At 72.9% G+C, this 21,640-nt stretch carries 20 protein-coding genes; 13 read left to right on the top strand and 7 right to left on the bottom strand.

Annotated features, from left to right (window positions below; translation table 11 throughout):
- Positions 1-70 precede the first annotated feature (70 nt).
- The 5 genes from AC4BDD_RS14750 to paaA are packed head-to-tail and all read right to left on the bottom strand — an operon-like array spanning position 71 to position 3,603.
- The gene (locus AC4BDD_RS14750; protein ID WP_490691458.1) at positions 71-1,168 is read right to left on the bottom strand and encodes a 2Fe-2S iron-sulfur cluster-binding protein; all 1,098 of its coding nucleotides are present in this window, start codon (positions 1,166-1,168) and stop codon (positions 71-73) included.
- Complete coding sequence (gene paaD, locus AC4BDD_RS14755) at positions 1,168-1,665, bottom strand: 1,2-phenylacetyl-CoA epoxidase subunit PaaD (protein ID WP_490691459.1); 498 nt, start codon at positions 1,663-1,665, stop codon at positions 1,168-1,170. Before paaD ends, AC4BDD_RS14750 begins: the two co-directional genes overlap by 1 nt.
- On the bottom strand, positions 1,659-2,360 hold the full coding sequence (gene paaC, locus AC4BDD_RS14760) for a 1,2-phenylacetyl-CoA epoxidase subunit PaaC (protein WP_490691460.1): 702 nt from the start codon (positions 2,358-2,360) through the stop codon (positions 1,659-1,661). Before paaC ends, paaD begins: the two co-directional genes overlap by 7 nt.
- Positions 2,357-2,656 carry a 1,2-phenylacetyl-CoA epoxidase subunit PaaB gene (gene paaB / locus AC4BDD_RS14765; protein ID WP_490691461.1) on the bottom strand — a complete coding sequence of 100 codons (300 nt, stop codon included), beginning with the start codon at positions 2,654-2,656 and terminating at the stop codon, positions 2,357-2,359. Before paaB ends, paaC begins: the two co-directional genes overlap by 4 nt.
- Positions 2,653-3,603, bottom strand: a complete 951-nt coding sequence (paaA, locus tag AC4BDD_RS14770) for a 1,2-phenylacetyl-CoA epoxidase subunit PaaA (protein WP_490691462.1) — start codon at positions 3,601-3,603, stop codon at positions 2,653-2,655. Before paaA ends, paaB begins: the two co-directional genes overlap by 4 nt.
- A 213-nt stretch (positions 3,604-3,816) precedes the next feature.
- Between paaA and AC4BDD_RS14775 the strand changes: the two genes are divergently transcribed.
- The 3 genes from AC4BDD_RS14775 to AC4BDD_RS14785 all read left to right on the top strand — a co-directional run bounded on the left by AC4BDD_RS14775 (position 3,817) and on the right by AC4BDD_RS14785 (position 6,655).
- Positions 3,817-4,479, top strand: a complete 663-nt coding sequence (locus AC4BDD_RS14775) for a DUF5819 family protein (protein ID WP_490691463.1) — start codon at positions 3,817-3,819, stop codon at positions 4,477-4,479.
- A gap of 152 nt (positions 4,480-4,631) precedes the next feature.
- A complete protein-coding gene (locus AC4BDD_RS14780) occupies positions 4,632-5,996 on the top strand; it encodes an HTTM domain-containing protein (protein WP_490691782.1) in 1,365 nt (454 codons plus the stop codon).
- Positions 5,993-6,655 (top strand): TrmH family RNA methyltransferase, encoded by a 663-nt coding sequence (locus AC4BDD_RS14785; protein WP_490691464.1) that lies wholly within the window; start codon positions 5,993-5,995, stop codon positions 6,653-6,655. Before AC4BDD_RS14780 ends, AC4BDD_RS14785 begins: the two co-directional genes overlap by 4 nt.
- Positions 6,656-6,797: 142 nt before the next feature.
- On the opposite strand, the gene paaN is transcribed toward AC4BDD_RS14785, so the two are convergent.
- Entirely contained in the window at positions 6,798-8,504 is a 1,707-nt protein-coding gene (gene paaN / locus AC4BDD_RS14790; protein WP_490691465.1) for a phenylacetic acid degradation protein PaaN, read from the bottom strand.
- 222 nt (positions 8,505-8,726) lie between these two features.
- Here paaN and AC4BDD_RS14795 point away from each other — a divergent pair, with 222 nt between their 5' ends.
- On the top strand, positions 8,727-10,274 hold the full coding sequence (locus tag AC4BDD_RS14795) for a 3-hydroxyacyl-CoA dehydrogenase (RefSeq protein ID WP_490691466.1): 1,548 nt from the start codon (positions 8,727-8,729) through the stop codon (positions 10,272-10,274).
- Positions 10,271-10,858: a TetR/AcrR family transcriptional regulator gene (locus AC4BDD_RS14800; RefSeq protein ID WP_490691467.1), complete on the top strand. Its 588-nt coding sequence runs from the start codon at positions 10,271-10,273 to the stop codon at positions 10,856-10,858. Before AC4BDD_RS14795 ends, AC4BDD_RS14800 begins: the two co-directional genes overlap by 4 nt.
- 180 nt (positions 10,859-11,038) lie before the next feature.
- Here the strand turns inward: AC4BDD_RS14800 and AC4BDD_RS14805 are convergent, their stop codons facing one another.
- Complete coding sequence (locus tag AC4BDD_RS14805; RefSeq protein WP_490691468.1) at positions 11,039-11,527, bottom strand: Lrp/AsnC family transcriptional regulator; 489 nt, start codon at positions 11,525-11,527, stop codon at positions 11,039-11,041.
- A gap of 193 nt (positions 11,528-11,720) precedes the next feature.
- Between AC4BDD_RS14805 and pdhA the strand changes: the two genes are divergently transcribed.
- From pdhA to AC4BDD_RS14845, 8 genes are all read left to right on the top strand, one after another.
- Positions 11,721-12,866 carry a pyruvate dehydrogenase (acetyl-transferring) E1 component subunit alpha gene (pdhA, locus tag AC4BDD_RS14810; RefSeq protein ID WP_490691469.1) on the top strand — a complete coding sequence of 382 codons (1,146 nt, stop codon included), beginning with the start codon at positions 11,721-11,723 and terminating at the stop codon, positions 12,864-12,866.
- On the top strand, positions 12,863-13,909 hold the full coding sequence (locus tag AC4BDD_RS14815) for an alpha-ketoacid dehydrogenase subunit beta (protein ID WP_490691470.1): 1,047 nt from the start codon (positions 12,863-12,865) through the stop codon (positions 13,907-13,909). The genes pdhA and AC4BDD_RS14815 overlap by 4 nt, the downstream gene beginning before the upstream one ends.
- Complete coding sequence (locus AC4BDD_RS14820) at positions 13,909-15,567, top strand: dihydrolipoamide acetyltransferase family protein (protein WP_490691471.1); 1,659 nt, start codon at positions 13,909-13,911, stop codon at positions 15,565-15,567. Before AC4BDD_RS14815 ends, AC4BDD_RS14820 begins: the two co-directional genes overlap by 1 nt.
- Positions 15,568-15,776: 209 nt before the next feature.
- Positions 15,777-16,634: an NTP transferase domain-containing protein gene (locus AC4BDD_RS14825; protein WP_490691472.1), complete on the top strand. Its 858-nt coding sequence runs from the start codon at positions 15,777-15,779 to the stop codon at positions 16,632-16,634.
- Positions 16,635-17,425: 791 nt separating this feature from the next.
- Positions 17,426-18,916: a molybdopterin molybdotransferase MoeA gene (locus tag AC4BDD_RS14830; RefSeq protein ID WP_490691783.1), complete on the top strand. Its 1,491-nt coding sequence runs from the start codon at positions 17,426-17,428 to the stop codon at positions 18,914-18,916.
- Positions 18,917-18,926: 10 nt separating this feature from the next.
- Positions 18,927-19,904: an NAD(P)H-quinone oxidoreductase gene (locus tag AC4BDD_RS14835; RefSeq protein ID WP_490691473.1), complete on the top strand. Its 978-nt coding sequence runs from the start codon at positions 18,927-18,929 to the stop codon at positions 19,902-19,904.
- A 200-nt stretch (positions 19,905-20,104) separates the two neighbouring features.
- Positions 20,105-20,680, top strand: a complete 576-nt coding sequence (locus tag AC4BDD_RS14840; RefSeq protein ID WP_490691474.1) for a hypothetical protein — start codon at positions 20,105-20,107, stop codon at positions 20,678-20,680.
- 328 nt (positions 20,681-21,008) lie between these two features.
- Positions 21,009-21,572 (top strand): bacterial proteasome activator family protein, encoded by a 564-nt coding sequence (locus tag AC4BDD_RS14845; RefSeq protein ID WP_490691475.1) that lies wholly within the window; start codon positions 21,009-21,011, stop codon positions 21,570-21,572.
- Positions 21,573-21,640 lie beyond the last annotated feature (68 nt).

Genomic DNA, 21,640 nt, shown 5'->3' on the forward strand with positions numbered 1-21,640 from the left:
CTCTCCCGGTTCGGCCGCTCGCCGCCTCCCCGACCGGCGCGGTGGCCGGGGACGCGCTGGTCGCCCGCCGTCAGCGGTCGAAGTCCAGCTCCACCGCCTCCCCGAGGGGGTGGGACTGGCAGGCCAGCACATAGCCCGCTTCCAACTCCTCCGGCTCCAAGGCGAAGTTCCGGTCCATCCGCACCTCACCGGAGATCAGGAACGCCCGGCAGGTGCCGCACACTCCGCCCTTGCAGGCGTAGGGCGCGTCGGGGCGGTTCCGCAGGACGGTCTCCAGCAGCGTCTCGCCGTCCCTCAGAGGCCAGCTGCCCGACCGCCCGTCCAAGGTGGCGGTCACGGTGCTGTGCGCGGGGGCGGTGGTGGGAGGGGCGACCGTGGGGGCGTCGCCGTCGTCCACATGGAAGATCTCGTGGCGGACCTGGCGCCGGGGGACCCCGAGCGCGGCCAGCGCCCGCTCAGCGCTCTCGACCAGGCCGTGCGGTCCGCAGGTGAACCAGCCGTCGATCGCTTCCACCGGCAGCAGACGGGGGAGCAGCTCCATCAGCCGTTCCTCGTCCAGTCGTCCGGACCCCAGCCCGGCCTGCTGTTCTTCCCGCGACAGCACGCTGACCAGCTGGAACCGGTCGGGGTAGCAGTCTTTCAGGTCGGCGACCTCCTCCAGGAACATCGTGGAGGCGGCGGTGCGGTCGCTGCGGATCAGACAGAAGCGGGTGTCGGTGCGCTGGGCCAGCAGCGTCCTGGCTATCGACAGCACCGGGGTGATGCCGCTGCCGCCGACGATCGCCGCGAAGCTCCCGGCGCGCGGCTCCAGCACGAACCGCCCGGCCGGCGGCAGCACCTCCACCACATCGCCGGGCGCCAGCTCCTTGAAGGCGTAGGTGGAGAACTCGCCGCCGTCGACCAGCCGCACGCCGACCTGGAGGGAGTCAGGGCCTGCGGCCCCGGCCGGTGCCGGGGTGCAGATCGAGTACGTGCGCCGGATCTCGCTCCCGTCCACGAACCGCCGCAGCGTGAGGTGCTGGCCGGGGAGGTAGCGGTAGGTGTCGCGCAGCTCGGACGGCACGGCGAAGGTGATGGCGACCGAGTCGTCGGTGAGGCGGTCGACCGCCGCCACCCGCAGCGGGTGAAATGCGCCGTGGTGCACCGCGGCGGGCGACGGTCGGGTCATCACAACTCCTTGAAGTGGTCGAACGGTTCGCGGCAGGACTCGCACCGGCGCAGCGCCTTGCAGGCGGTGGAGGAGAAGCGGCTGAGCAAGGTGGTGTCTATGGAGCCGCAGTGCGGGCAGCGAATGGCCAGCGTCAGCGGCACCGGTCCGGGGGCCGGGGCGGTGGGCCGGGGCGGCGCGATGCCGGATTCCGCCAGCTTGCGGCGCCCTTCCTCGGTGATCGCGTCGGTGGTCCAGGGCGGGGAGAGCACGGTGCGGACCTCGACCTCGGCCATGCCGTGGTCGCGCAGCACCCGCTCGATGTCCGCGGCCATGGACTCGACCGCCGGGCAGCCGGTGTAGGTCGGGGTCAGCTGGACCTCGACCCGGCCTGGGGCCACGAGCTGCAGACCGCGGAGCACGCCGAGCTCGGCGAGCGTGAGGAACGGGAGCTCCGGGTCGGGCACCGCACCCGCCAGCTCGGTGAGCTCCGCCTCAAGCGGAGTGAGCGTCACCATGTCGCTCCCGGGTGGCTGCGATGCAGATGCTGCATCTCGGCGAGCATCCGGCCGAAGGACTCGGTGTGGACGCCCTGCCGGCCACCGCCGGCGGTCCACGCGTCGCGACGCGGCCCGTCGGGGAGTGTCAGCGTGGCGCGGTCCAGGACGGAGGTTATGCGGGCGAGCCAGCGCTCGTGCAGCACGGGCCAGTCGGCCTCGCACCCCTCGACGGGCTCGAACAACTCACCGGTGAACCGCCACAGGGCGTCCAGCCCGCGCTGCATCCGCTGATGGCTCTCATCCGTGCCGTCGCCGAGGCGCAGCGTCCAGTTCTCGGCGTGGTCGCGGTGGTAGGCGACCTCCTTGACCGCCTTCGCCGCCAGCGGGGCGAACTCGCCGCTCCCGCTCGCCAGCTGCTCGAACAGCAGCTCCTGGTAGGTGGAGAAGTACAGCTGGCGGGCGATGGTCTGGGCGAAGTCGCCGTTCGGCTGCTCGACGAGCTGCACATTGCGGAAGGCCCGCTCCTCGCGGAGGTAGGCCAGCTCGTCCTCGTCCCCGGCCATCGACAGCAGGACCCGGGCCTGTCCGAGGAGGTCCAGCGCGATGTTGGCGAGCGCGACCTCCTCCTCCAGCACGGGGGCATGGCCCGCCCACTCCCCCAGTCGCTGGGAGAGCACCAGGGCGTCGTCGCCCAGAGCGATCGCGGCGGTCACAGGTGCCGCACCCCTTCCGGGATCTCGTAGAACGTGGGATGGCGGTAGGGCTTGTCGGCGGCCGGCTCGAAGAACGGGTCCTTCTCGTCCGGCGAGGACGCGGTGATCGCGGCGGAGGGTACGACCCATATCGAGACGCCCTCGGAACGGCGGGTGTAGAGATCGCGCGCGTTGCGGAGGGCCATCTCGGCGTCCGGGGCGTGCAGGCTGCCGGCGTGGGTGTGGCTCAGCCCGCGCTTGCTGCGGACGAAGACCTCCCACAGCGGCCAGTCGGCCCCGACGGTGTCCGTGCTCATGACCGTGCCTTTCCGTGCTTCGCGGCATAGGCCGCGGCCGCTTCGCGCACCCAGGCGCCTTCTTCGTGTGCCCGGCGCCGCTGGGAGATCCGCTGGGCGTTGCACGGGCCGTTCCCGCGCAGCACCTCCTGGAACTCGGTCCAGTCGATCGGCCCGAAGTCGTAGTGGCCACGGGCCTCGTTCCACCGCAGATCCGGGTCGGGGAGGGTGAGGCCCAGGCTTTCCGCCTGCGGGACACAGATGTCGACGAAGCGCTGACGGAGCTCGTCGTTCGAATGGCGCTTGATCTTCCACGCCATGGACTGCGCGGAGTGCGCCGACTCGTCGTCCGGCGGGCCGAACATCATCAGCGACGGCCACCACCAGCGGTTCACCGCGTCCTGCGCCATGGCGTGCTGGGCCTCGGTGCCCTGGCTGAGCGCCAGCAGTGCCTCGTATCCCTGGCGCTGGTGGAAGGACTCCTCCTTGCAGATGCGGACCATCGCCCGGGCGTAGGGGCCGTAGGAGCAGCGGCACAGCGGGACCTGGTTGGTGATCGCGGCGCCGTCCACCAGCCAGCCGATGGCGCCGACATCCGCCCAGGTCAGCGTGGGGTAGTTGAAGATGGAGGAGTACTTCTGGCGGCCGGTGTGGAGCTTGTCCAGCAGCTCGTCGCGGCCGGTGCCCAGGGTCTCCGCGGCGCTGTAGAGGTAGAGGCCGTGGCCCGCCTCGTCCTGCACCTTGGCCATCAGGATCGCCTTGCGCCGCAGGGAGGGTGCGCGGGTGATCCAGTTCGCCTCGGGCTGCATGCCGATGATCTCGGAGTGCGCGTGCTGCGCTATCTGCCGGACGAGTGTGGCGCGGTACTTGTCGGGCATCCAGTCGCGTGGCTCGATGCGCTCATCCGCGGCCAGGGCGGCGTCGAACACCGCCTCATACGCTCCCGCGTCCGCCGCCATGGTGGTCATGCCAGGCCCCCTAGCTCTCGCTGCCGGGCGATCGGCCGACCTACCGACCGATCGTTCGGTTCAATGGTGTGCCGAGGGAACGTAGGGTGTCAACCCTGTGGATAACCGAGCGGACCGCTGTGCCTGATGGGTCCGCGTAGGTACCGTTCCGGGGCGGGGCCCTCGGGCCGCGTGCCGAGTGGCAGGGGCAGCAGCACGGGGATCGGGGCGCGAATGGAGCCGGAACACCACAAGGCGGGCGGGGCCGGTGGTCTCTCGCTGCCCGCCCAGTTGGTCATCGCGGTGGTGGCAGCGGCCGTGGCGGTGGCGGCCGCCGTGCACCTGACGATGGTGTTCCTGCACGTCGCCCCGGCCAACACGGTCAGCAAGCAGCACGGGGAGACGGTCGACGACTACGTCTATCCGGAGTTCGAACAGAACTGGAAGCTCTTCGCCCCCAACCCGCTCCAGCAGAACGTCGCCGTCCAGGTGCGCGCCGAGATCCGCAAGCCCCAGGGCGGTGCGGCGGTCACCGGGTGGCGGAACCTGACCGCCCAGGATGGCGCGGCGATCCGGCACAACCTGCTGCCCAGCCACACCCAGCAGAACGAACTCCGCCGGGCCTGGGACTTCTACACCGGCTCGCACGACGCGCAGAACCAGCCGATCGGCCGGCGCGGAGTGCTGTTCGAGCAGTATCTCCGGCGCATCGTGATGCTCCGGATCGGCACGCAGGAGGACGGCGGCACGGTGCAGCGGGTGCAGATACGGTCGGCGACCCAACCGGTCGCCCCGCCGCCGTGGAGTGACGAGAAGATCGACACCAAGACCGTCTACCGGGAGTTGCCCTGGTGGACGGTGACCGAGGCCGACCTGCCGGAAGGGACGAGCAGGTGACGGATTCCATCGCGCCTCCCCCTGAGTCGGAGCCCGTCGCCGAGCCGGAGCCCGTCGCCCCCTCGACCGGCCTGCCGCCGCGGCCGCCGACCGCCCCGATACCCCAGGCGCCCCCCGCGCCCCCCGTGACCGCGGCACCCCCGGTGCCTCCCGTGCCCTCGGTGCCCCCGCAGCCCTCCGGCCCGCCGCCTGTCACCGCCCCCGTCACCACTCCGGCCGCGCCTGCGCCGCCCGGAGCCGGGCCCGTCCGCGCCGGGGCCCTCGCCCGCGCGGAGGCCGCCTTCACCCGGGGCTACAACCGTGTCACGACCGCCGCTCTCGGCCCCTACCAGACGGCCGTGGTCCGCATCGGCTTCGCGTTCACCTGGATGGTCTTCCTGCTGCGCGAGTGGCCTCACCGCCGCGAGCTGTACGGCCCCCATGGCCCGTTCAACTGGGAGATGGCGCGCCAGCTGACCGACGACAATCACGCTTTCACCGTGCTGATGTGGTCGGACAGCACCGCCTGGTTCGAGATCGTCTACGCCCTCGCGATCATCTCCAGCGCGCTGCTCATGCTCGGCTGGCGCACCCGCACCATGTCGGTGCTGTTCATGATCGGCGTGCTCTCGCTGCAGAACCGCAGCATCTTCCTCGGCGACGGCGGCGACAACGTCATCCATCTGATGGCGACGTATCTGGTGCTCACCCGGTGCGGTCAGGTGTGGTCCCTGGACGCCCGCCGCGCCGCCCGCCGGCCGGACCGTCCGGCGAGCGACATGACCGGCATCGTGCTCTGGCTGGCGGCCGGTGCCGGGCTGGCCATCGCGCAGTTCTCCGTCGAGGACCGGCTGCGGCTGACCGCCGACGGCCCGGTGCCCGGGCTGGGCTGGGGAGCGGTCCTGTGGGGCCTGTGGCTGCTGCAGGGGCTGTGGTGGCTGGTGCGGGAGTACGCGCCCGGTGAGCCGCGGACCGTACTGGACCTGCTGGCCAACCTGGTGCACAACGGCGCGCTGCTGGTGATCATGGCTGAGGTCTGTCTGATCTACGCCACCGCCGGCTGGTACAAGATCCAGGGATCGCGCTGGCAGGACGGCACCGCGCTCTACTACCCGCTGCACCTGGACTACTTCTCACCCTGGCCCGCCCTGGCCGACCTGTTGGTCGGCAGCGGGGTGCTGGTGATGGTGCTGAGCTACGGCACCGTGATCGTGCAGGTCGCCTTCCCTTTCACCGTCTTCAACCGGCGGATCAAGAACGTGCTGCTCGGCGCGATGATGCTGGAGCACATCGGCATCGCGATCCTGCTGGGACTGCCGTTCTTCTCGCTAGCCATGATCGCGGCGGACGCGGTCTTCCTGCCGACCGTCTTCCTGGTGTGGCTGGGCACGCGAGCGCGGCGCGCCCGGATGCGGCTGCTGCCGTCCCTCCGGCGCGACCCGGCACCCGCCCAGGGCGTTATGGCGGCGGCCGAGCCGGGAGCGGAGGGCTGGGCGGCTCCGCACGACGGCTCCGCTGGACCTACTCTCTTCAGGTGACCAGCGAGACCCGTCCCGAAGCACCGACGCCGATCCAGTACGACGAGGGGCACGGCCCCGAGGTGGGCGTCGGCCCGCACCCGGAGCCCTGGCCGGCGGGTGACCGCTTCGACCCGGAGCTGCTCGCGCACGGCGACCGCCGCAATGTCGTCGACCGCTACCGCTACTGGACGCGGGAGGCGATCGTCGCCGATCTCGACACCCGGCGCCACGACTTCCATGTGGCCGTGGAGAACTGGAGCCACGACTTCAACATCGGCAGTGTGGTCCGTACGGCCAATGCCTTCCTGGCCAAGGAGGTCCACATCGTCGGACGGCGGCGCTGGAACCGGCGCGGCGCCATGGTCACCGACCGTTACCAGCATGTCCGGCATCACCCGGACACCGCCGCGCTCACGGCATGGGCGGCCGCCGAGGGCATCCCGGTGATCGGCATCGACAACCTGCCGGGCGCGGTGCCACTGGAGACCACCGCGCTGCCGCGCCGCTGCGTCCTGCTCTTCGGCCAGGAGGGGCCCGGGCTGACCGAGGAGGCGCGCGCCCACGCCACGATGGTCTGCTCGATCGCGCAGTTCGGCTCGACCCGGTCGATCAACGCGGGCGCCGCGGCTGCCATCGCCATGCACTCCTGGGTACGGCTGCACGCCGAAACCGGCTGACGCCCGGACCCGCTGACCGCTCAGATCGGCCGACGCCCGAGCGCGGCTGATGCCGAGCACGGCCGATGCCCGGGCCGGGCGACGGCCGTGCTCGGGCGGGCGCCAGGGATGCCGAGCGCCCGCCCGCCGCCGTGCCGGACGGCTACGCCTGCCGGCGCACCTCGACCATCCGGAAGCGGTTGGCCACGAATGCCCCGTCGCACAGCGCGGCGTTGGCCGCCGGGTTGCCGCCGGAGCCGTGGAAGTCGGAGAACGCCGCGGTCTGGTTGACGTACACCCCGCCGGTGAGGTTCAGCGAGAGCTGCGCGCACTCCTCCAGGCATGCCTCCTCGATCAGCCGCTCGACCTCGGAGGAGACCGTGTAGGCCCCGACCGTCATGGCGCCCTTCTCCCGGATGGTGCGGCGCAGCAGAGCGACCGCGTCATCCGTGGAGTCGACGGCGACCGCGAAGGAGACCGGCCCGAAGCACTCGGCCAGATAAGCGGCGTCGGCGTCCGGGGTGTCCCACTGCTTGCGGGCGCCGTCCTGCTTGACGATCGCCGGGGTGCGCACCGTGGCCTCGGGGAAGTCGGGGTGGGCGACGGTACGGGAGGCGAGGGCGACCTCGCCGAGCCCCGGCGCCGCGTCGATGCGCTCGCCGACCTGCGGGTTGACGATGGCACCCAGCAGGGCGTTCGCCCGGGCGTCGTCGCCCAGCAGGCCGTCGACCGACGCGGCGAGGTCGGAGACCACCTCGTCGAACGCCTTCGGGCCGACGTCGGTGCTGATGCCGTCACGCGGGATGAGGAGGTTCTGCGGGGTGGTGCACATCTGGCCGCTGTAGAGCGAGAGGGAGAAGGCCAGGTTGCCGAGCATGCCCTTGTAGTCGTCGGTGGAGTCGATGACGACGGTGTTGACGCCGGCCTTCTCGGTGTAGACCTGGGCCTGGCGGGCGTGGGTCTCCAGCCAGTCGCCGAAGGCGGTCGAGCCGGTGTAGTCGATGATCCGGATCTCGGGGCGGGTGGCGAGCGTCTTGGCCAGCCCCTCCTCGGGCCGCTCGGCGGCCAGCGCGACGAGGTTCGGGTCGAAGCCCGCGTCGCTCAGCGCCTGGCGCGCCACCTGGACGGTGAGCGCCAGCGGCAGCACGGCCCGCGGGTGCGGCTTGACCAGGACCGGGTTGCCGGTGGCCAGGGAGGCGAACAGCCCGGGGTAGCCGTTCCAGGTGGGGAAGGTGTTGCAGCCGATCAGCAGCGCGATGCCGCGGGGGACGGCGATGAACTCCTTGCGCAGCTCCAGCGGGTCCCGCTTGCCCTGGGGCTTGGACCAGTCGGCGGTCCGCGGGGTGCGGGTCTGCTCGGCGTAGGCGTAGGCCACCGCCTCCAGGCCGCGGTCCTGCGCGTGCGGGCCGCCCGCCTGGAAGGCCATCATGAACGCCTGGCCGCTGGTGTGCATGACGGCGTGCGCGAACTCATGGGTGCGGGCGCTGATCCGGGCGAGGATCTCCAGACAGACCGCCGCGCGGGCCTCGGGCCCGGCGTCCCGCCAGGCCCCCGTCGCCGCCTGCATCGCCGGCAGCAGTTCCTCGATGTCCGGGCGCGGGTATTCCACTCCCAAGTCGATGCCGTAGGGGGAGACTTCGCCGCCCACCCAGCCGTCCCCGCCGGGCTGCCCCAGGTCGAGCCGGCTGCCGCGGAGCGCGTCGAAGGCCGCCTGGCCCTCGGCGGCGCTCAGGCTGCCGCCCTCGCCGTACGCCTTGGGATGCTCGGGATGGGGGGACCAGTACGCGCGGGTGCGGATCGCGTCCAGGGCTTGGTCGAGGGTGGGGCGGTGCTTCTCGATCAACTGCGCTGTGGTGAATCCGGCGGTCACGACTGACCAACTCCTCGGTGAGCTCCAGGGGAAAGAGCGCGGGCGGCGCTCCGTCGTGGGCCGTCTCGCGGGGCGGACCGGGCTGTCGTGAGCGATCACTACCGGCCGTCTTGCGAGACGGGTGGGCGGCTGCGGGTCAACAGGGATAGATTAACCGAACGATCGGTCGGTACAAGGGGGCCTGTCGAAGCTGTGGATAACTTGTCCGAGAGGATGGGCGGCATGACTGCGAACGACCGGGACCAGGACCGGCGTATCCCGCCGGGCAGCACCGTCGCCGTCGTAGGAACCGGGACGATGGGCCAGGGAATCGCCCAGGTCGCGCTGGCCGCCGGCCACCATGTGCGGCTCTTCGACGCGGCCCCCGGCCGCACCCGGACGGCCGCCGACGCGATCATGGCGAGGCTGGACCGGCTCGTGGAGAAGGGGAAGCTTCCGGCCACCGATCGGGACGCCGCCCGCGAGCGGCTGCTCCCCGTCACCGAGCTCGCCGCGCTCGCGGACTGCGCGCTGGTCATCGAGGCGATCCTGGAAGAACTCGGCGCGAAGCAGCAGCTCTTCACGGCGCTGGAATCGGTCGTCGCCGAGGACTGCCTGCTCGCCACCAACACCTCCTCGCTCTCCGTCACCGCCGTCGCCGGGGCGCTGCGGGTGCCCGGCCGGGTCATCGGTCTGCACTTCTTCAACCCGGCGCCGCTGCTGCCGCTGGTGGAGGTGATCAGCGGCTTCGCCACCGATCCGGCCGCCGCCGACCTGGCGTACGGCACCGTCGCGGCCTGGGGGAAGACACCGGTCCGCTCCACCGACACCCCCGGTTTCATCGTCAACCGGGTCGCCCGCCCCTTCTACGCGGAGGCGTTCCGGACCCTGGAGGAGCGGGCCGCCGACCCCGCCACCATCGACGCGGTCCTCCGCGAGTCCGGCGGCTTCAGGATGGGCCCCTTCGAGCTCACCGACCTGATCGGGCAGGACGTGAACGAGGCCGTCACCCGGTCCGTCTGGGAGTCCTTCTTCCACGACCCGAAATTCACACCTTCGCTGGCGCAGCGGCGGCTGGTCGAGTCCGGGCTGCACGGCCGCAAGTCCGGACGCGGCTGGTACGACCACGCGGCAGGGGCCTCCCGGCCCGAGCCGCACACCGCCCCGCCTGCCGCCGCGCCCGTCTCGGTGGTCGTCCGCGGCACCCTGCCGGGCCCGGCCGCCGAGCTTCCGGGGTTGTTCGAGAAGGCCGGGATCACGGTGCGCCGCGCCGAGCACGAGCCGGGGTCCGGCGGCCCCGGCATCGAGCTGCCCGGTGGTGGCGAGCTCCGTCTGGCCGACGGCAGGACCGCCGCCGAATGCCCCGGGGTCGTCCACTTCGACCTCGCGCTGGACTACCGCGCCGCGACGCGGATCGCCCTGTCGTCCTCCCCGGACACCTCCCAGCGCCTGCTCGACGAGGCGGTCGGCCTCTTCCAGGCACTCGGCAAGCAGGTCAGCGTGATCGGCGACATCCCCGGCATGATCGTGGCCCGTACGGTCGCGATGCTGGTGGACTTCGCCGCCGACGCCGTGGCCAAGGGCGTCGCCTCGGCGCAGGACATCGAGACCGCGATGCGGCTTGGCGTGAACTATCCGGTCGGGCCGCTGGCCTGGGGGGAACAGATCGGCCACTCCACGCTGTTCGATCTTCTCGGTGAGCTGCACCGGCGCTTCCCCACCGGCCGCTACGCCCCCTCACTGGGCATGACCCGCCGTGCGTACGCGGCTGAAAATGTGGTTCCCTCATGACCATGGCCAAGCGCGACACCTACACGCCCGAATCGCTGCTCGCGGTCGCCGTCGAGGTGTTCAACGAGCGCGGGTACGACGGCACCTCGATGGAGCACCTCTCGCGGGCCGCCGGGATCTCCAAGTCCTCCATCTACCACCACGTCAAGGGCAAGGAAGAGCTGCTCAGGCTGGCGATAAGCCGGGCCCTGGACGGGCTGTTCGGCATCTTCGACGAGGCCGGCGCGGCACAGGGCAGGGCTATCGAGCAGCTCGAGTACGTCGCCCGGCGGACCACCGAGGTGCTGGTGGCGGAGCTGCCGTACGTCACCCTGCTGCTGCGGGTGCGCGGCAACACGGACACCGAGCGCTGGGCCATGGAACGGCGGCGCGATTTCGACCACCAGGTGGCCGAGCTGCTGCGGCAGGCCGCCGCCGACGGTGATCTGCGCACGGACGTGGACGCGCGGCTGGCCACCCGGCTGCTCTTCGGAATGATCAATTCCATCGTGGAGTGGTACCGGCCGGGGCGGGGCGGGGCGGCGAGCGGCGCCGAGGTGGCCGACGCCGTGGTCCTGACGGCGTTCGCCGGATTGCGCACCTAAGCGCTCCGCTGGAAGTGCCGCGATGTGCCGTCGGTTCGCTGCGGCGCCGTCGTGGCTGGTCGCGCAGTTCCTCGCGCCCCTTCAGGGCGCATCCGAACCGCACCCGACTTCGTGCGAGCCTGCTCAGGGGGTGTCCGATGGGCAGGCGTCGCGACGCCGCGCAGACCCATCGGACACCCCCTAGGGCTCGGTGGCGAGGTCGGTCTCCTCGAACACCAGCAGTGTGCGGCTGCTCAGCACCTCGGGGATGGACTGGATGCGGGTGAGGACCAGCTCCCGCAGTGAGCGGTTGTCCGGCGTGTGGACCAGCAACAGCACGTCGAAGTCCCCGCTGACCAGGGCGATGTGCGCCGCGCCGGGCAGCGCCCGTAGCTGCTCGCGCACGGTGCGCCAGGAATTCTGAACGATCTTGAGCGTGATGTACGCCGAGGCGCCCTGCCCGGCCCGCTCCTGGTCCACCCGCGCCGAGAACCCGCGGATCACGCCGTCGTCCATCAGACGGTTGATGCGCGCGTAGGCGTTGGCCCGCGAGACGTGTACCCGTTCGGCGACGGAGCGTATCGAAGCCCGGCCGTCCGTTTGGAGCATGCGCACGATGTCGCGGTCGATGGCGTCCAGCGGGCGTGCGACCGGACTGCCACCGGAATTGGCCATCTGTTCCTCCTGCATACCGTCCAGCCTCCCCTTGGTGGACGCCTGGTCTTCATCTCAGGCTGTGGATAACCGTTTGTCCACAGGCTGCGGTCGCCTGTAGCCAAAATGTGCTGGCGACCGAACAATCGGTAGGGAGGGCTTTACCCAGTCCAGCCGATCCTTACGGCTCCCCGTCCCGCCACCCTGTCCATCCGTCCAGGAGGTCGCCATGACGGTTGTTGAGCAGCCCGGTGCGAACCGGCCGACGTCCCCGCCGCCCTGGCGGCAGCGCGTCGACGCGGCACCCTTGCTGCCCGAGGCGGAGCCTTTCCGCCTGATCGGCACCTCCGCCGCCGATGACATAGACCCCGCGCTGCTGACCAGGCTGTACGCGGAGCTGGTGCGCGGCCGGCGGTACAACACGCAGGCCACCGCCCTCACCCGGCAGGGCCGGCTCGCCGTCTATCCCTCCTCCACCGGGCAGGAGGCGTGCCAGGTCGCCGCCGCGCTGGCGCTCCAGGAGCGCGACTGGCTCTTCCCCAGCTACCGCGACACCCTGGCGGCGGTGGTGCGCGGCCTGGATCCGGTCGAGGCGCTGACGCTGCTGCGCGGCGACTGGCACAGCGGGTACGACCCGCGCGAGCGCCGGATCGCCCCGCTGTGCACCCCGCTGGCCACCCAGCTCCCGCATGCCGTGGGCCTGGCGCACGCCGCCCGCCTCAAGGGTGACGACGTGGTGGCGCTCGCGCTGGTCGGCGACGGCGGTACCAGTGAGGGTGACTTCCACGAGGCGCTGAACTTCGCCGCGGTCTGGCAGGCCCCGGTCGTCTTCCTGGTGCAGAACAACGGCTACGCGATCTCCGTGCCACTGGAGAAGCAGACCGCGGCCCCCTCGCTGGCCCACAAGGCGGTGGGGTACGGCATGCCGGGCCGGCTGGTCGACGGAAACGACGCACCCGCCGTCCACCAGGTGCTCGGCGAGGCCGTGCGGCGCGCCCGCGAAGGCGGCGGCCCGACTCTGATCGAGGCGATCACCTACCGGCTGGACGCGCACACCAACGCCGACGACGCCACCCGCTACCGCTCCGAATCGGAGTTGGAGCTCTGGCGCGGACACGACCCGGTCGACCTGGTGGAGGCCGAGCTGAAGCGCCGGGACCTCATCGACGAGGCCCGGATAGCCACGGTGCGCGAGGAGGCGGAGACCATGGCGGCGCGGCTGCGCGACCGGATGAACGCCGATCCCGTCCTGGACCCGATGGCGCTGTTCGAGCACGTCTACGCCGAGAAGACCGGTCAACTGCGGGAGCAGGCCGCCCAGCTGCGCGCCGAGCTCGACGCGGAGTCCCACGAGCCCAAGGAGGGGGAGCGATGAGCACCGCGGCTGTCGAGAGCGCCCGGAAGCCCGCCGCGATGGCGCAGGCGCTGCGGCGTGCGATGCGCGACGCCATGGCCGAGGACCCGACGGTGCACGTCCTCGGTGAGGACGTCGGCACCCTCGGCGGGGTCTTCCGGATCACCGAGGGACTGGCCAAGGAGTTCGGCGACCAGCGCTGTACGGACACACCGCTGGCGGAGGCCGGGATTCTGGGCACCGCGGTCGGCATGGCGATGTACGGGCTGCGGCCGGTGGTGGAGATGCAGTTCGACGCCTTCGCCTACCCGGCGTTCGAGCAGCTCATCAGCCATGTGTCGCGGATGCGGAACCGCACCCGCGGGGCGATGCCGATGCCGATCACGATCCGGGTGCCGTACGGCGGCGGGATCGGCGGCGTCGAGCACCACAGCGACTCCTCCGAGGCGTACTACATCGCCACTCCGGGCCTGCACGTGGTCACGCCCGCGACCGTCGCCGACGCCTACGGGCTGCTCCGCGCAGCCATCGCCTCGGACGACCCGGTGGTCTTCCTGGAGCCCAAGCGGCTCTACTGGTCCAAGGCGGACTGGTCGCCCGACCAGCCGGAACAGGTGGAGCCGATAGGCCGCGCGGTGGTGCGGCGGCACGCCACCGGCCAGGGCAGCCCGGCCACCCTCATCACCTACGGGCCTTCGGTCCCGGTGTGTCTGGAGGCCGCGGAGGCCGCGCGGGCGGAAGGCTGGGACCTCGAAGTCGTCGACCTGCGCTCGCTGGTGCCCTTCGACGACGCGACGGTCTGCGCCTCGGTGCGCCGGACCGGGCGGGCGATCGTGGTGCACGAGGCGGTGAGCTTCGGCGGTCCGGGTGGGGAGATCGCCGCGCGCATCACCGAGCGCTGCTTCCACCACCTGGAGGCCCCCGTGCTGCGGGTGGCGGGATTCGACATCCCCTACCCGCCGCCGATGGTCGAGCGGCATCATCTGCCGGGTGTGGACCGGGTCCTGGACGCCGTGGCCCGGCTCCAGTGGGAATCGGAGTGGACCGAAGGGAGCGCCGACTGATGCCGGTGGTACGCGAGTTCGCGCTGCCTGACCTGGGAGAGGGCCTCACCGAAGCGCTGATCGTGCGGTGGCTCGTCCAGGTGGGCGAAGTGGTCGTCGTCGACCAGCCGGTGGTCGAGGTGGAGACGGCCAAAGCCATGGTCGAGGTGCCGTGCCCCTACGGCGGCGTGGTGACCTCCCGCTTCGGGGAGGAGGGCACCGAGCTCCCGGTGGGCGCGCCGCTGCTGACGGTCGCGGTGCCGGCGTCCTCGGAGCCGGCCGACGCATCCGGACCCGCCCCCGCGGCAGCCGGCCCCGGTTCCGGCGCGGGTTCCCCCGGGGCGGGCCCTGGCGGGTCGGGCTCCGGGGCGGGCGAGACCTCGGGGAACGTCCTGGTCGGATACGGCACGGGCGCGCCGCCTGCCCGGCGGCGGCGAGTGCGGCCGACCGGCGGCGGATTGGCTCCGCGCGAGGTCGCTCCCGGTGGCGCGGGCGGTGCGCCCGTCGGCTCCGGAGCGCGCGGCGCGGCCGGCGCGGCGGCGGGCCTGGGTAACGGGACCGCCGCGCGGCGGAGTGGCGAGGCCGTGCACGCCGGTGCGGGCACCGGTGGCGTCGCCGCGGTCGCTGATGCGGCCACCGGCGTGGGCGGCGGCGCCCGTGGATTCGGTGCCGGTGGTGGAATCGGTGCCGGTGGTGTCGGGCTGGCGGAGCGGACTCCGGCGGCCGGCCGGGTGCGTGCCGCCGACGAGCCGGTGCCGGTGATCTCTCCGCTGGTCCGGCGACTGGCCCGGGAGCACGGCCTGGACCTGCGGGAGGTGCCGGGCAGTGGCCCCGAGGGCCTGATTCTGCGCGCCGATGTGGAGCGCGCCGCCCGCGAGGCGGCGTACGGGGCTGCCGGGGCGGGGGTGGCTGCCTATCCGGAGGCGGTGCCGGCCGAGGTCCCGCAGGCCGGTGGTTCCGGGCCGCGGCGGCAGGCAGCGGGTGTGGCGGAGGCCGAGCGGGTGCCGCTGCGCGGGCTGCGGGGCGCGGTCGCCGACAAGCTGACCCGTAGCCGTAGCGAGATCCCCGACGCGACCTGCTGGGTGGACGCCGATGCCACCGAACTCCTCGCGGCCCGCGCCGCGATGAACGCCGCGGGTGGCCCCAAGGTGTCGCTGCTCGCGCTGCTGGCCCGCATCTGCACGGCCGGACTGGCGCGCTTCCCCGAGCTCAACGCCACCGTGGACCTGGCGGCCCGGGAGATCGTCCGGCTGCCCGCTGTCCACCTCGGCTTCGCGGCCCAGACGGACCGGGGGCTGGTGGTTCCGGTCGTACGGGACGCGCACACCCTGAGCGCCGAGGAGCTGAGCGCCGAGATGGCGCGGCTCACCGAGGTGGCCCGGGAAGGCAGGCTCAGCCCCGCCGAGCTGACCGGCGGCACCTTCACCCTGAACAACTACGGGGTGTTCGGAGTCGACGGCTCCACGCCGATCATCAACCACCCCGAAGCGGCGATGCTCGGTGTCGGCCGGATCGTGCCCAAGCCGTGGGTGCACCAGGGTGAGCTGGCGATACGCAAGGTGGTCCAGCTGTCGTTCACCTTCGACCACCGGGTGTGCGACGGCGGGACCGCCGGGGGGTTCCTGCGGTACGTGGCCGACTGCGTCGAGCATCCGGCGGTACTCCTCCGCTCGCTGTAGTCGCGGGGCGTCCCGGTGGCGGGGCGCGGCCTCGACACCGGGGCCCCGCCCGCGCCGATGGGGCCTGCTCTTGAGGCTGGGGTCCGTTCGGCCGGGCTGCCGGGCCCTTGCTGCCTGGAACGGCGCAGGCGGGGGCCGGGCGCAGAGCCGGGCGCGGGTGTGACCGAGAGCATCGGAGTGGGGCCGGATCCAGCGGCCATACTCATGGGATGAGCGCGGGTGGATATGACGCGGTGATCCTCGCCGGCGGTGCGGCGCGGCGGCTCGGCGGAGCCGACAAGCCGGGCCTGAGCGTGGGCGGGCTCGCCCTGCTCGACCGGGTGCTGGGCGCTTGTGCGGACGCCCGGCGGACCGTCGTGGTGGGGCCCCGCCGTCCGACCACGCGGGACGTGCGGTGGACGCGCGAGACGCCGCCGGGTGGTGGCCCGGTGGCCGCGCTCGACACCGGGCTGGGCGAGGTCACCGCACCGGTGGTGGTGGTGCTCTCCGCGGATCTGCCGTTCCTCACTGGTCAGACCGTCTCCGACCTGCGGGGTGGCCTGGCGGAGAAGGGTACGGAGGGCGTGCTGCTCACCGACCCGGACGGCCGCGAACAGCCGCTGGTCGCGGCCTACCGCACCGAGTCACTCCGCCGCGAGCTGGCGTTGCTCGCTTCCGAGCACGGAGGTCTGGCGGGTCTGCCGCTGCGGCTCCTCACCACGGAGCTGTCGGTCGGCCGCCTCCACCACCCGACCGCGTCCTTCGACTGCGACACCTGGGAGGACATCGGAGCCGCCCGGGCGCGCATCAGAGAGCATGGACATGTGCTGGATGAATGGATCACCGCAGTCAAGGCCGAGCTCGGCATCGAACTGGACGTCGACACGGCAGCCCTTCTCGACCTGGCCAGGGACGCGGCCCACGGGGTGGCCCGCCCGGCTGCGCCACTGACCACCTTCCTGGTCGGCTATGCCGCCGCCCAGCGGGGCGGGGGCCCGCAGGAGGTCGCCGAGGCGGCCCGGAAGGCCGCCGCCCTGGCCGCCCGCTGGGCCGGTGAGGCCGAGACGCCGGGACAGTCAGCGGGATGACCGAGCGGAAGCGGGACATGGACCGTGACGTCGACCAGGCGCTGGCGCTGGTCAACGAGGGCCGCCGCGCCACCCGCGCCGTGCGTGAGGCGGAGCCGCGGTCGGCACCGCCGTCGGTGCCGACGGCGGAAGAGGTCGGCGGGGCGGCCGGTCGAGTGCCCGGTCGAGCGCCCGTTGGGGCTGCGGATGCCGGTGGCGGGGCTGCGGATGCCGGTGGCCCGGGTGCGGAGGTCGGTGGTCCGGCCGAGGTGGGCACTCGGGCGGTCGGTGCGGCGGCCGAGGGTGCTGCGGGGGGTGCGCGGGACTGTGCGCACACTGTCTGGGACCCATGGGAGGAGCGGGACGAGCGGTTCGTCCGGGACGAGCCGTCGCTGGCAGACGAGTTGGACGTGCCGGTGCTCACCGCCGCCCATGTCCCGGTTCGACCCTCCGGCTCGGCGCCGGCCTCGCCTTCCGCTCCGGCTTCGCCCTCTGCCCCGGCCTCGGCTCCCGCCGTGCCTCCGGCCTCCGGCGCGGACGTGGCCGCTGGCTCGCCCGCTGGTGCGGTCCCGACCACTGAAGCTGACCTGACCGTCGTGGCGGCCCCGGCTGCCGAGGTTTCGGATGACGAGGCGGTTCTCGGTGCTGACGTGGTTCCGGCTGGTCAGCCGGGCCGGGACGAGGCGGGGTCGTCGGCCGTTCCCGCGCGTGCGGACGTCGATCCGGCGGAGGTGAACGCCGGGGTCGGACCCGGTGCGTCGGCGTGCGCGGTGGCGCACGCGTCGGCTGCCTCGGCGGACGAGCCTGAGGACGTGGGGCGCGCGGACTCCCCCACGTCGGCTCAATCCGGCCCCGGGCCCGCGCTGTCCGGTCCGGAAGGTGACGTGGAGCCGGGCTGCGACGCCCCTGCGGGCCGTGAGGTCCCCGCGCGGTGCGACACCCCTGCGGGCCGCGAGGCCGCCACCCGGCGCGACGCGCCTGCGGGCCGTGAGGCCTCCGCGCGGCGGGAGGGTGTGAGGTGGGGGGAGGCGCGGCGGATCGCCGCTCGGGCCGCGGTGCGGGCGGAGGTGCGGCCGGTCGTGCGGTCGCTCGGGGACGCCCTGGGCCATGTGCTCGCCGCCCCACTCACCGCGCTCACCGATCTGCCGTCTTTCGACACCTCGGCCATGGACGGCTGGGCTCTGGCGGGGCCCGGGCCGTGGCGGCTGGTCAGTGGTGAACAGGGCATCCTGGCCGGTCACGAGCCCGCCGCGCCCCTTCCGGACGGGCACGCGGTCCGTATCGCCACCGGCGCGCGCGTGCCGCCCGGCGCGACCGCCGTTCTCCGCAGCGAGCACGGCATGGTCAGCGAGCACGGCATGGTCGGCGAGCACGGCATGGTCAGCGAGAGCGAGGGCTCCGGCGTGGCGGGCCGGGCGGCGCGGACGCAGTCCGGGGGAGGCTGGCTGCGGTCCGTCGGAGGGCACCCCGTGGTGCCGGGCCAGGACATCCGGCCGCGCGGCCAGGAGTGCGGCACCGGCGAACAACTGCTGCCCGCCGGGACGGTGGTGACCCCGGCGGTGCTGGGTCTGGCGGCCGCGGCCGGCTACGACGAGCTGTCGACGGTGGAGCGGCCCCGGGTGGAGATCCTGGTGCTGGGCGACGAGTTGCTGACGTCGGGCCTGCCGCGGGACGGGCGGATCCGCGACGCTCTCGGCCCGATGCTCGGCCCCTGGCTGGCCGCTCTCGGCGCGGAAGTGGTGGCGACCCGTCATATCGCGGACCGCGAGGAAGCGTTGCGCGAGGCGGTGACGGCCTCGGTCGCCGACCTGGTCATCACCACCGGCGGCACCGCCGCCGGTCCGGTCGACCATGTGCACCCGATGTTGCACCGGATCGGGGCGGAGCTGCTGGTCGACGGGGTCGCCGTGCGGCCGGGGCATCCGATGCTGCTGGCCCGGCTGGCTCCCGACCGGCACCTGCTGGGACTGCCCGGCAATCCGCTGGCGGCGGTCTCGGGCCTGCTGACGCTGGGGGAGCCGATACTGCGCGCCCTCGGCGGCGGTGGTACCCCGGTCGCCGCGCCGATGCCGCTGGCCGCCGCCGTACCCGGGCATCCGCACGACACCCGGCTGGTCCCGGTCGCCCGCCGGGGTCCGGAAGCCGTGCCGCTGCGCTTCAACGGCCCGGCCATGCTGCGCGGTGTCGCGGTCGCCGACGCGCTCGCGGTCATCCCGCCCGGCGGAGCCCCGCGCGGTGCGCATGTGGAGACACTGGAGCTGCCCTGGGCCACCCGCACGGCCCCCTCTGCCGCTTGGGAGTAGCCTCGCCGCCATGCGTGCGATCACGATTCCCGAAGCCGGCGGCCCGGAAGCGCTTCGGTGGGCCGAAGTCCCCGACCCCGTCCCCGCGGAGGGCGAGGTACTGGTCGAGGTGGTGGCCAGTGCCGTCAACCGGGCCGATCTGCTCCAGCGTCAGGGCTTCTACAACCCGCCGCCCGGCTCGTCCCCGTACCCCGGGCTGGAGTGCTCGGGCCGGATCGCCGCGGTGGGCCCTGGGGTCACCGGCTGGGCCGCCGGGGACGAGGTGTGCGCGCTGCTCGCGGGCGGCGGGTACGCGGAGAAGGTCGCGGTCCCGGTCGGCCAGCTGCTGCCGGTGCCGGAGGGGATCGACGTGGTGACGGCGGCCGCGCTGCCCGAAGCCGCCTGCACGGTCTGGTCGAACATCTTCATGGCCGCCCATCTGCGGCCCGGCGAGACCCTGTTGGTGCACGGCGGGGCGAGCGGGATCGGCACGCTCGCCATTCAGCTGGCGAAGGCGGTGGGAGCGCGGGTCGCGGTGACGGCGAGCGGCCCGAAGAAGCTGGCCGCCTGCGCGGAGTTGGGCGCCGACGTCCTCATCGACTACCGCGAGCAGGATTTCGTCGAGGAGGTCCGAGAGGCGACCGCGGGCGCGGGCGCGGACGTGATCCTCGACATCATCGGGGCGAAGTATCTGACCCGGAACGTGCAGGCGCTGGCCGTGAACGGTCGACTGGTGATCATCGGATTGCAGGGCGGCGTCAAGGCCGAGCTGAACCTCAACGACCTGCTGCGCAAGCGCGCCGCGATCATCGCCACCACGCTGCGTTCCCGCCCGCTGGAGGAGAAGGCGGCGATCGTCGCCGCCGTGCGGGAGCACGTGTGGCCGATGGTCGCCGGCGGCCGGGTGCGGCCGGTCGTCGACCGCACGTTCCCGATGCGGGACGCGGCGGACGCGCATCGGGTGCTCGAGGAGAGCGCGCATGTGGGCAAGGTGCTGCTGGCCGTCTGACCTCCGGCCGTCCGGCCGTCTGGCCTCCGGCCGTGTGACCTCTGACCGATCTGACGTCTCGCCTCTGACCGTCTGACCGGGTGACGGTCGTCTGGATCATCCGTCCGACGCCTGGATCGTCTGTCCGAGATGCCGGGTTCGCCCCGTCGTGTGACGCTATATCCGGCACCCGGCGGTTCGGCAGCGGGAGGGAGACGGCCGTGGCGACAAGGCTTGGCTCTCGTGTGGCGGCCGGTCTGCTGACCGCCGTTCTCTCGCTCTCCGCCGGCACGGTGGCCGTCGCCTCCTCGGGTAGCTCTTCGGGCAGCTCCTCGGGCAGCGATCTGGCCGGTAACCGCGCCGGTGAGGGCCGTCGGCATCCCGGCAGGGCGATCATGCCGGACACCGTCCGTCCGGGACGTCCCGGGGCCCAGACGCCCGGCGGGCCGGGCCGGGCCGCCCGTGTACCCGTGCGGTCCATACCCTCCGCCGGTATCTCGACCGGTATATCCGCCGGGATATCCGGCACTCCGGCGCGCGGAGCCCGCCTCTCCGGCAACCCGGCGCACGATCTGCGGAACATCGCCACCGCACGGCCCGCGTCGGCCTCCCCGAGCCCGCTCGCCCGTCCGCCGTACGTCGCGGATCCGTCCCTGCGGGCGATACCGGCGGAGGACGAGCTGACCAGCACGGCGGCGCCCACCGGCCGAGTGATGCGGGTGCTGCCGCTCGGCACCGGTATGGCCCTCACCGGGCTCGGCCTGGCCTTCCTGGGGCTGCGTCTCCGCCGCCGCTGACGAGCGGCGCTGACGAGCCGCCGCTGCCGGGCGTCGCTGACCAGCCGCGGCCCGCGAGCCGCTCACGAACAGCCCCGCCGGTCGGCCACCGCGACCGCGCCCACGCCCCAGCTGCCTGGCCACCGCGCCCACGCCCCGCCGGTCGGCCACCGGGCCTACGCCCAGCCGGCCACCGCGCCCACACCCTGCCGGCCGGCGCCAGGGCCCGGATTCCGCCGGGATCCGGGGCTCGCCGGGCGGTGGATCAGGGTCCGCCGGGGGCACCATCAGGACGTAGGACCGCGAGACCGGTACGAGGGACGCGAGACCGGTACGAGAGAATGGCCACATGAACCAGCCGATGAACGAACGGTCGCAGGAGAGCCCGCACGTCCTGGTCGTCGGCCCGGACGGCATGGCCCTCGGGAGCGCCCACGCAAGTGACGGCGGCAACGACGACGAGTCGCGCGAGGTGCCTGTGACGGACATGGTCGAACAGCCCGCGAAGGTCATGCGCATCGGCAGCATGATCAAGCAACTGCTGGAGGAGGTCAGGGCGGCTCCTCTCGACGAGGCCAGCCGGGTCCGGCTCAAGGAGATCCACTCCAGCTCGGTCAAGGAGCTGGAGGACGGCCTCGCGCCGGAGCTCATCGAGGAGCTGGAGCGGCTCTCGCTGCCGTTCACCGATGACGCGGTGCCCACCGAGGCCGAGTTGCGGATCGCCCAGGCCCAGCTGGTCGGATGGCTGGAAGGGCTGTTCCACGGCATCCAGACGGCGCTGTTCGCCCAGCAGATGGCGGCCCGCGCGCAGCTGGAGCAGATGCGCCGTGCGCTGCCGCCCGGCCTCGCGGGCGGCGAGGACGACGAGCACCGGCCGCAGCACGGCGGTGCCCGCTCCGGCCCGTACCTCTGACCGGTCGTCTCCGGCCCGTACCTCTGACGGCAACCCCTGGACCTCGACACGACGGGCCCGGCACGCGA

The organism is Streptomyces sp. JLBT605 (genome assembly GCF_058215555.1).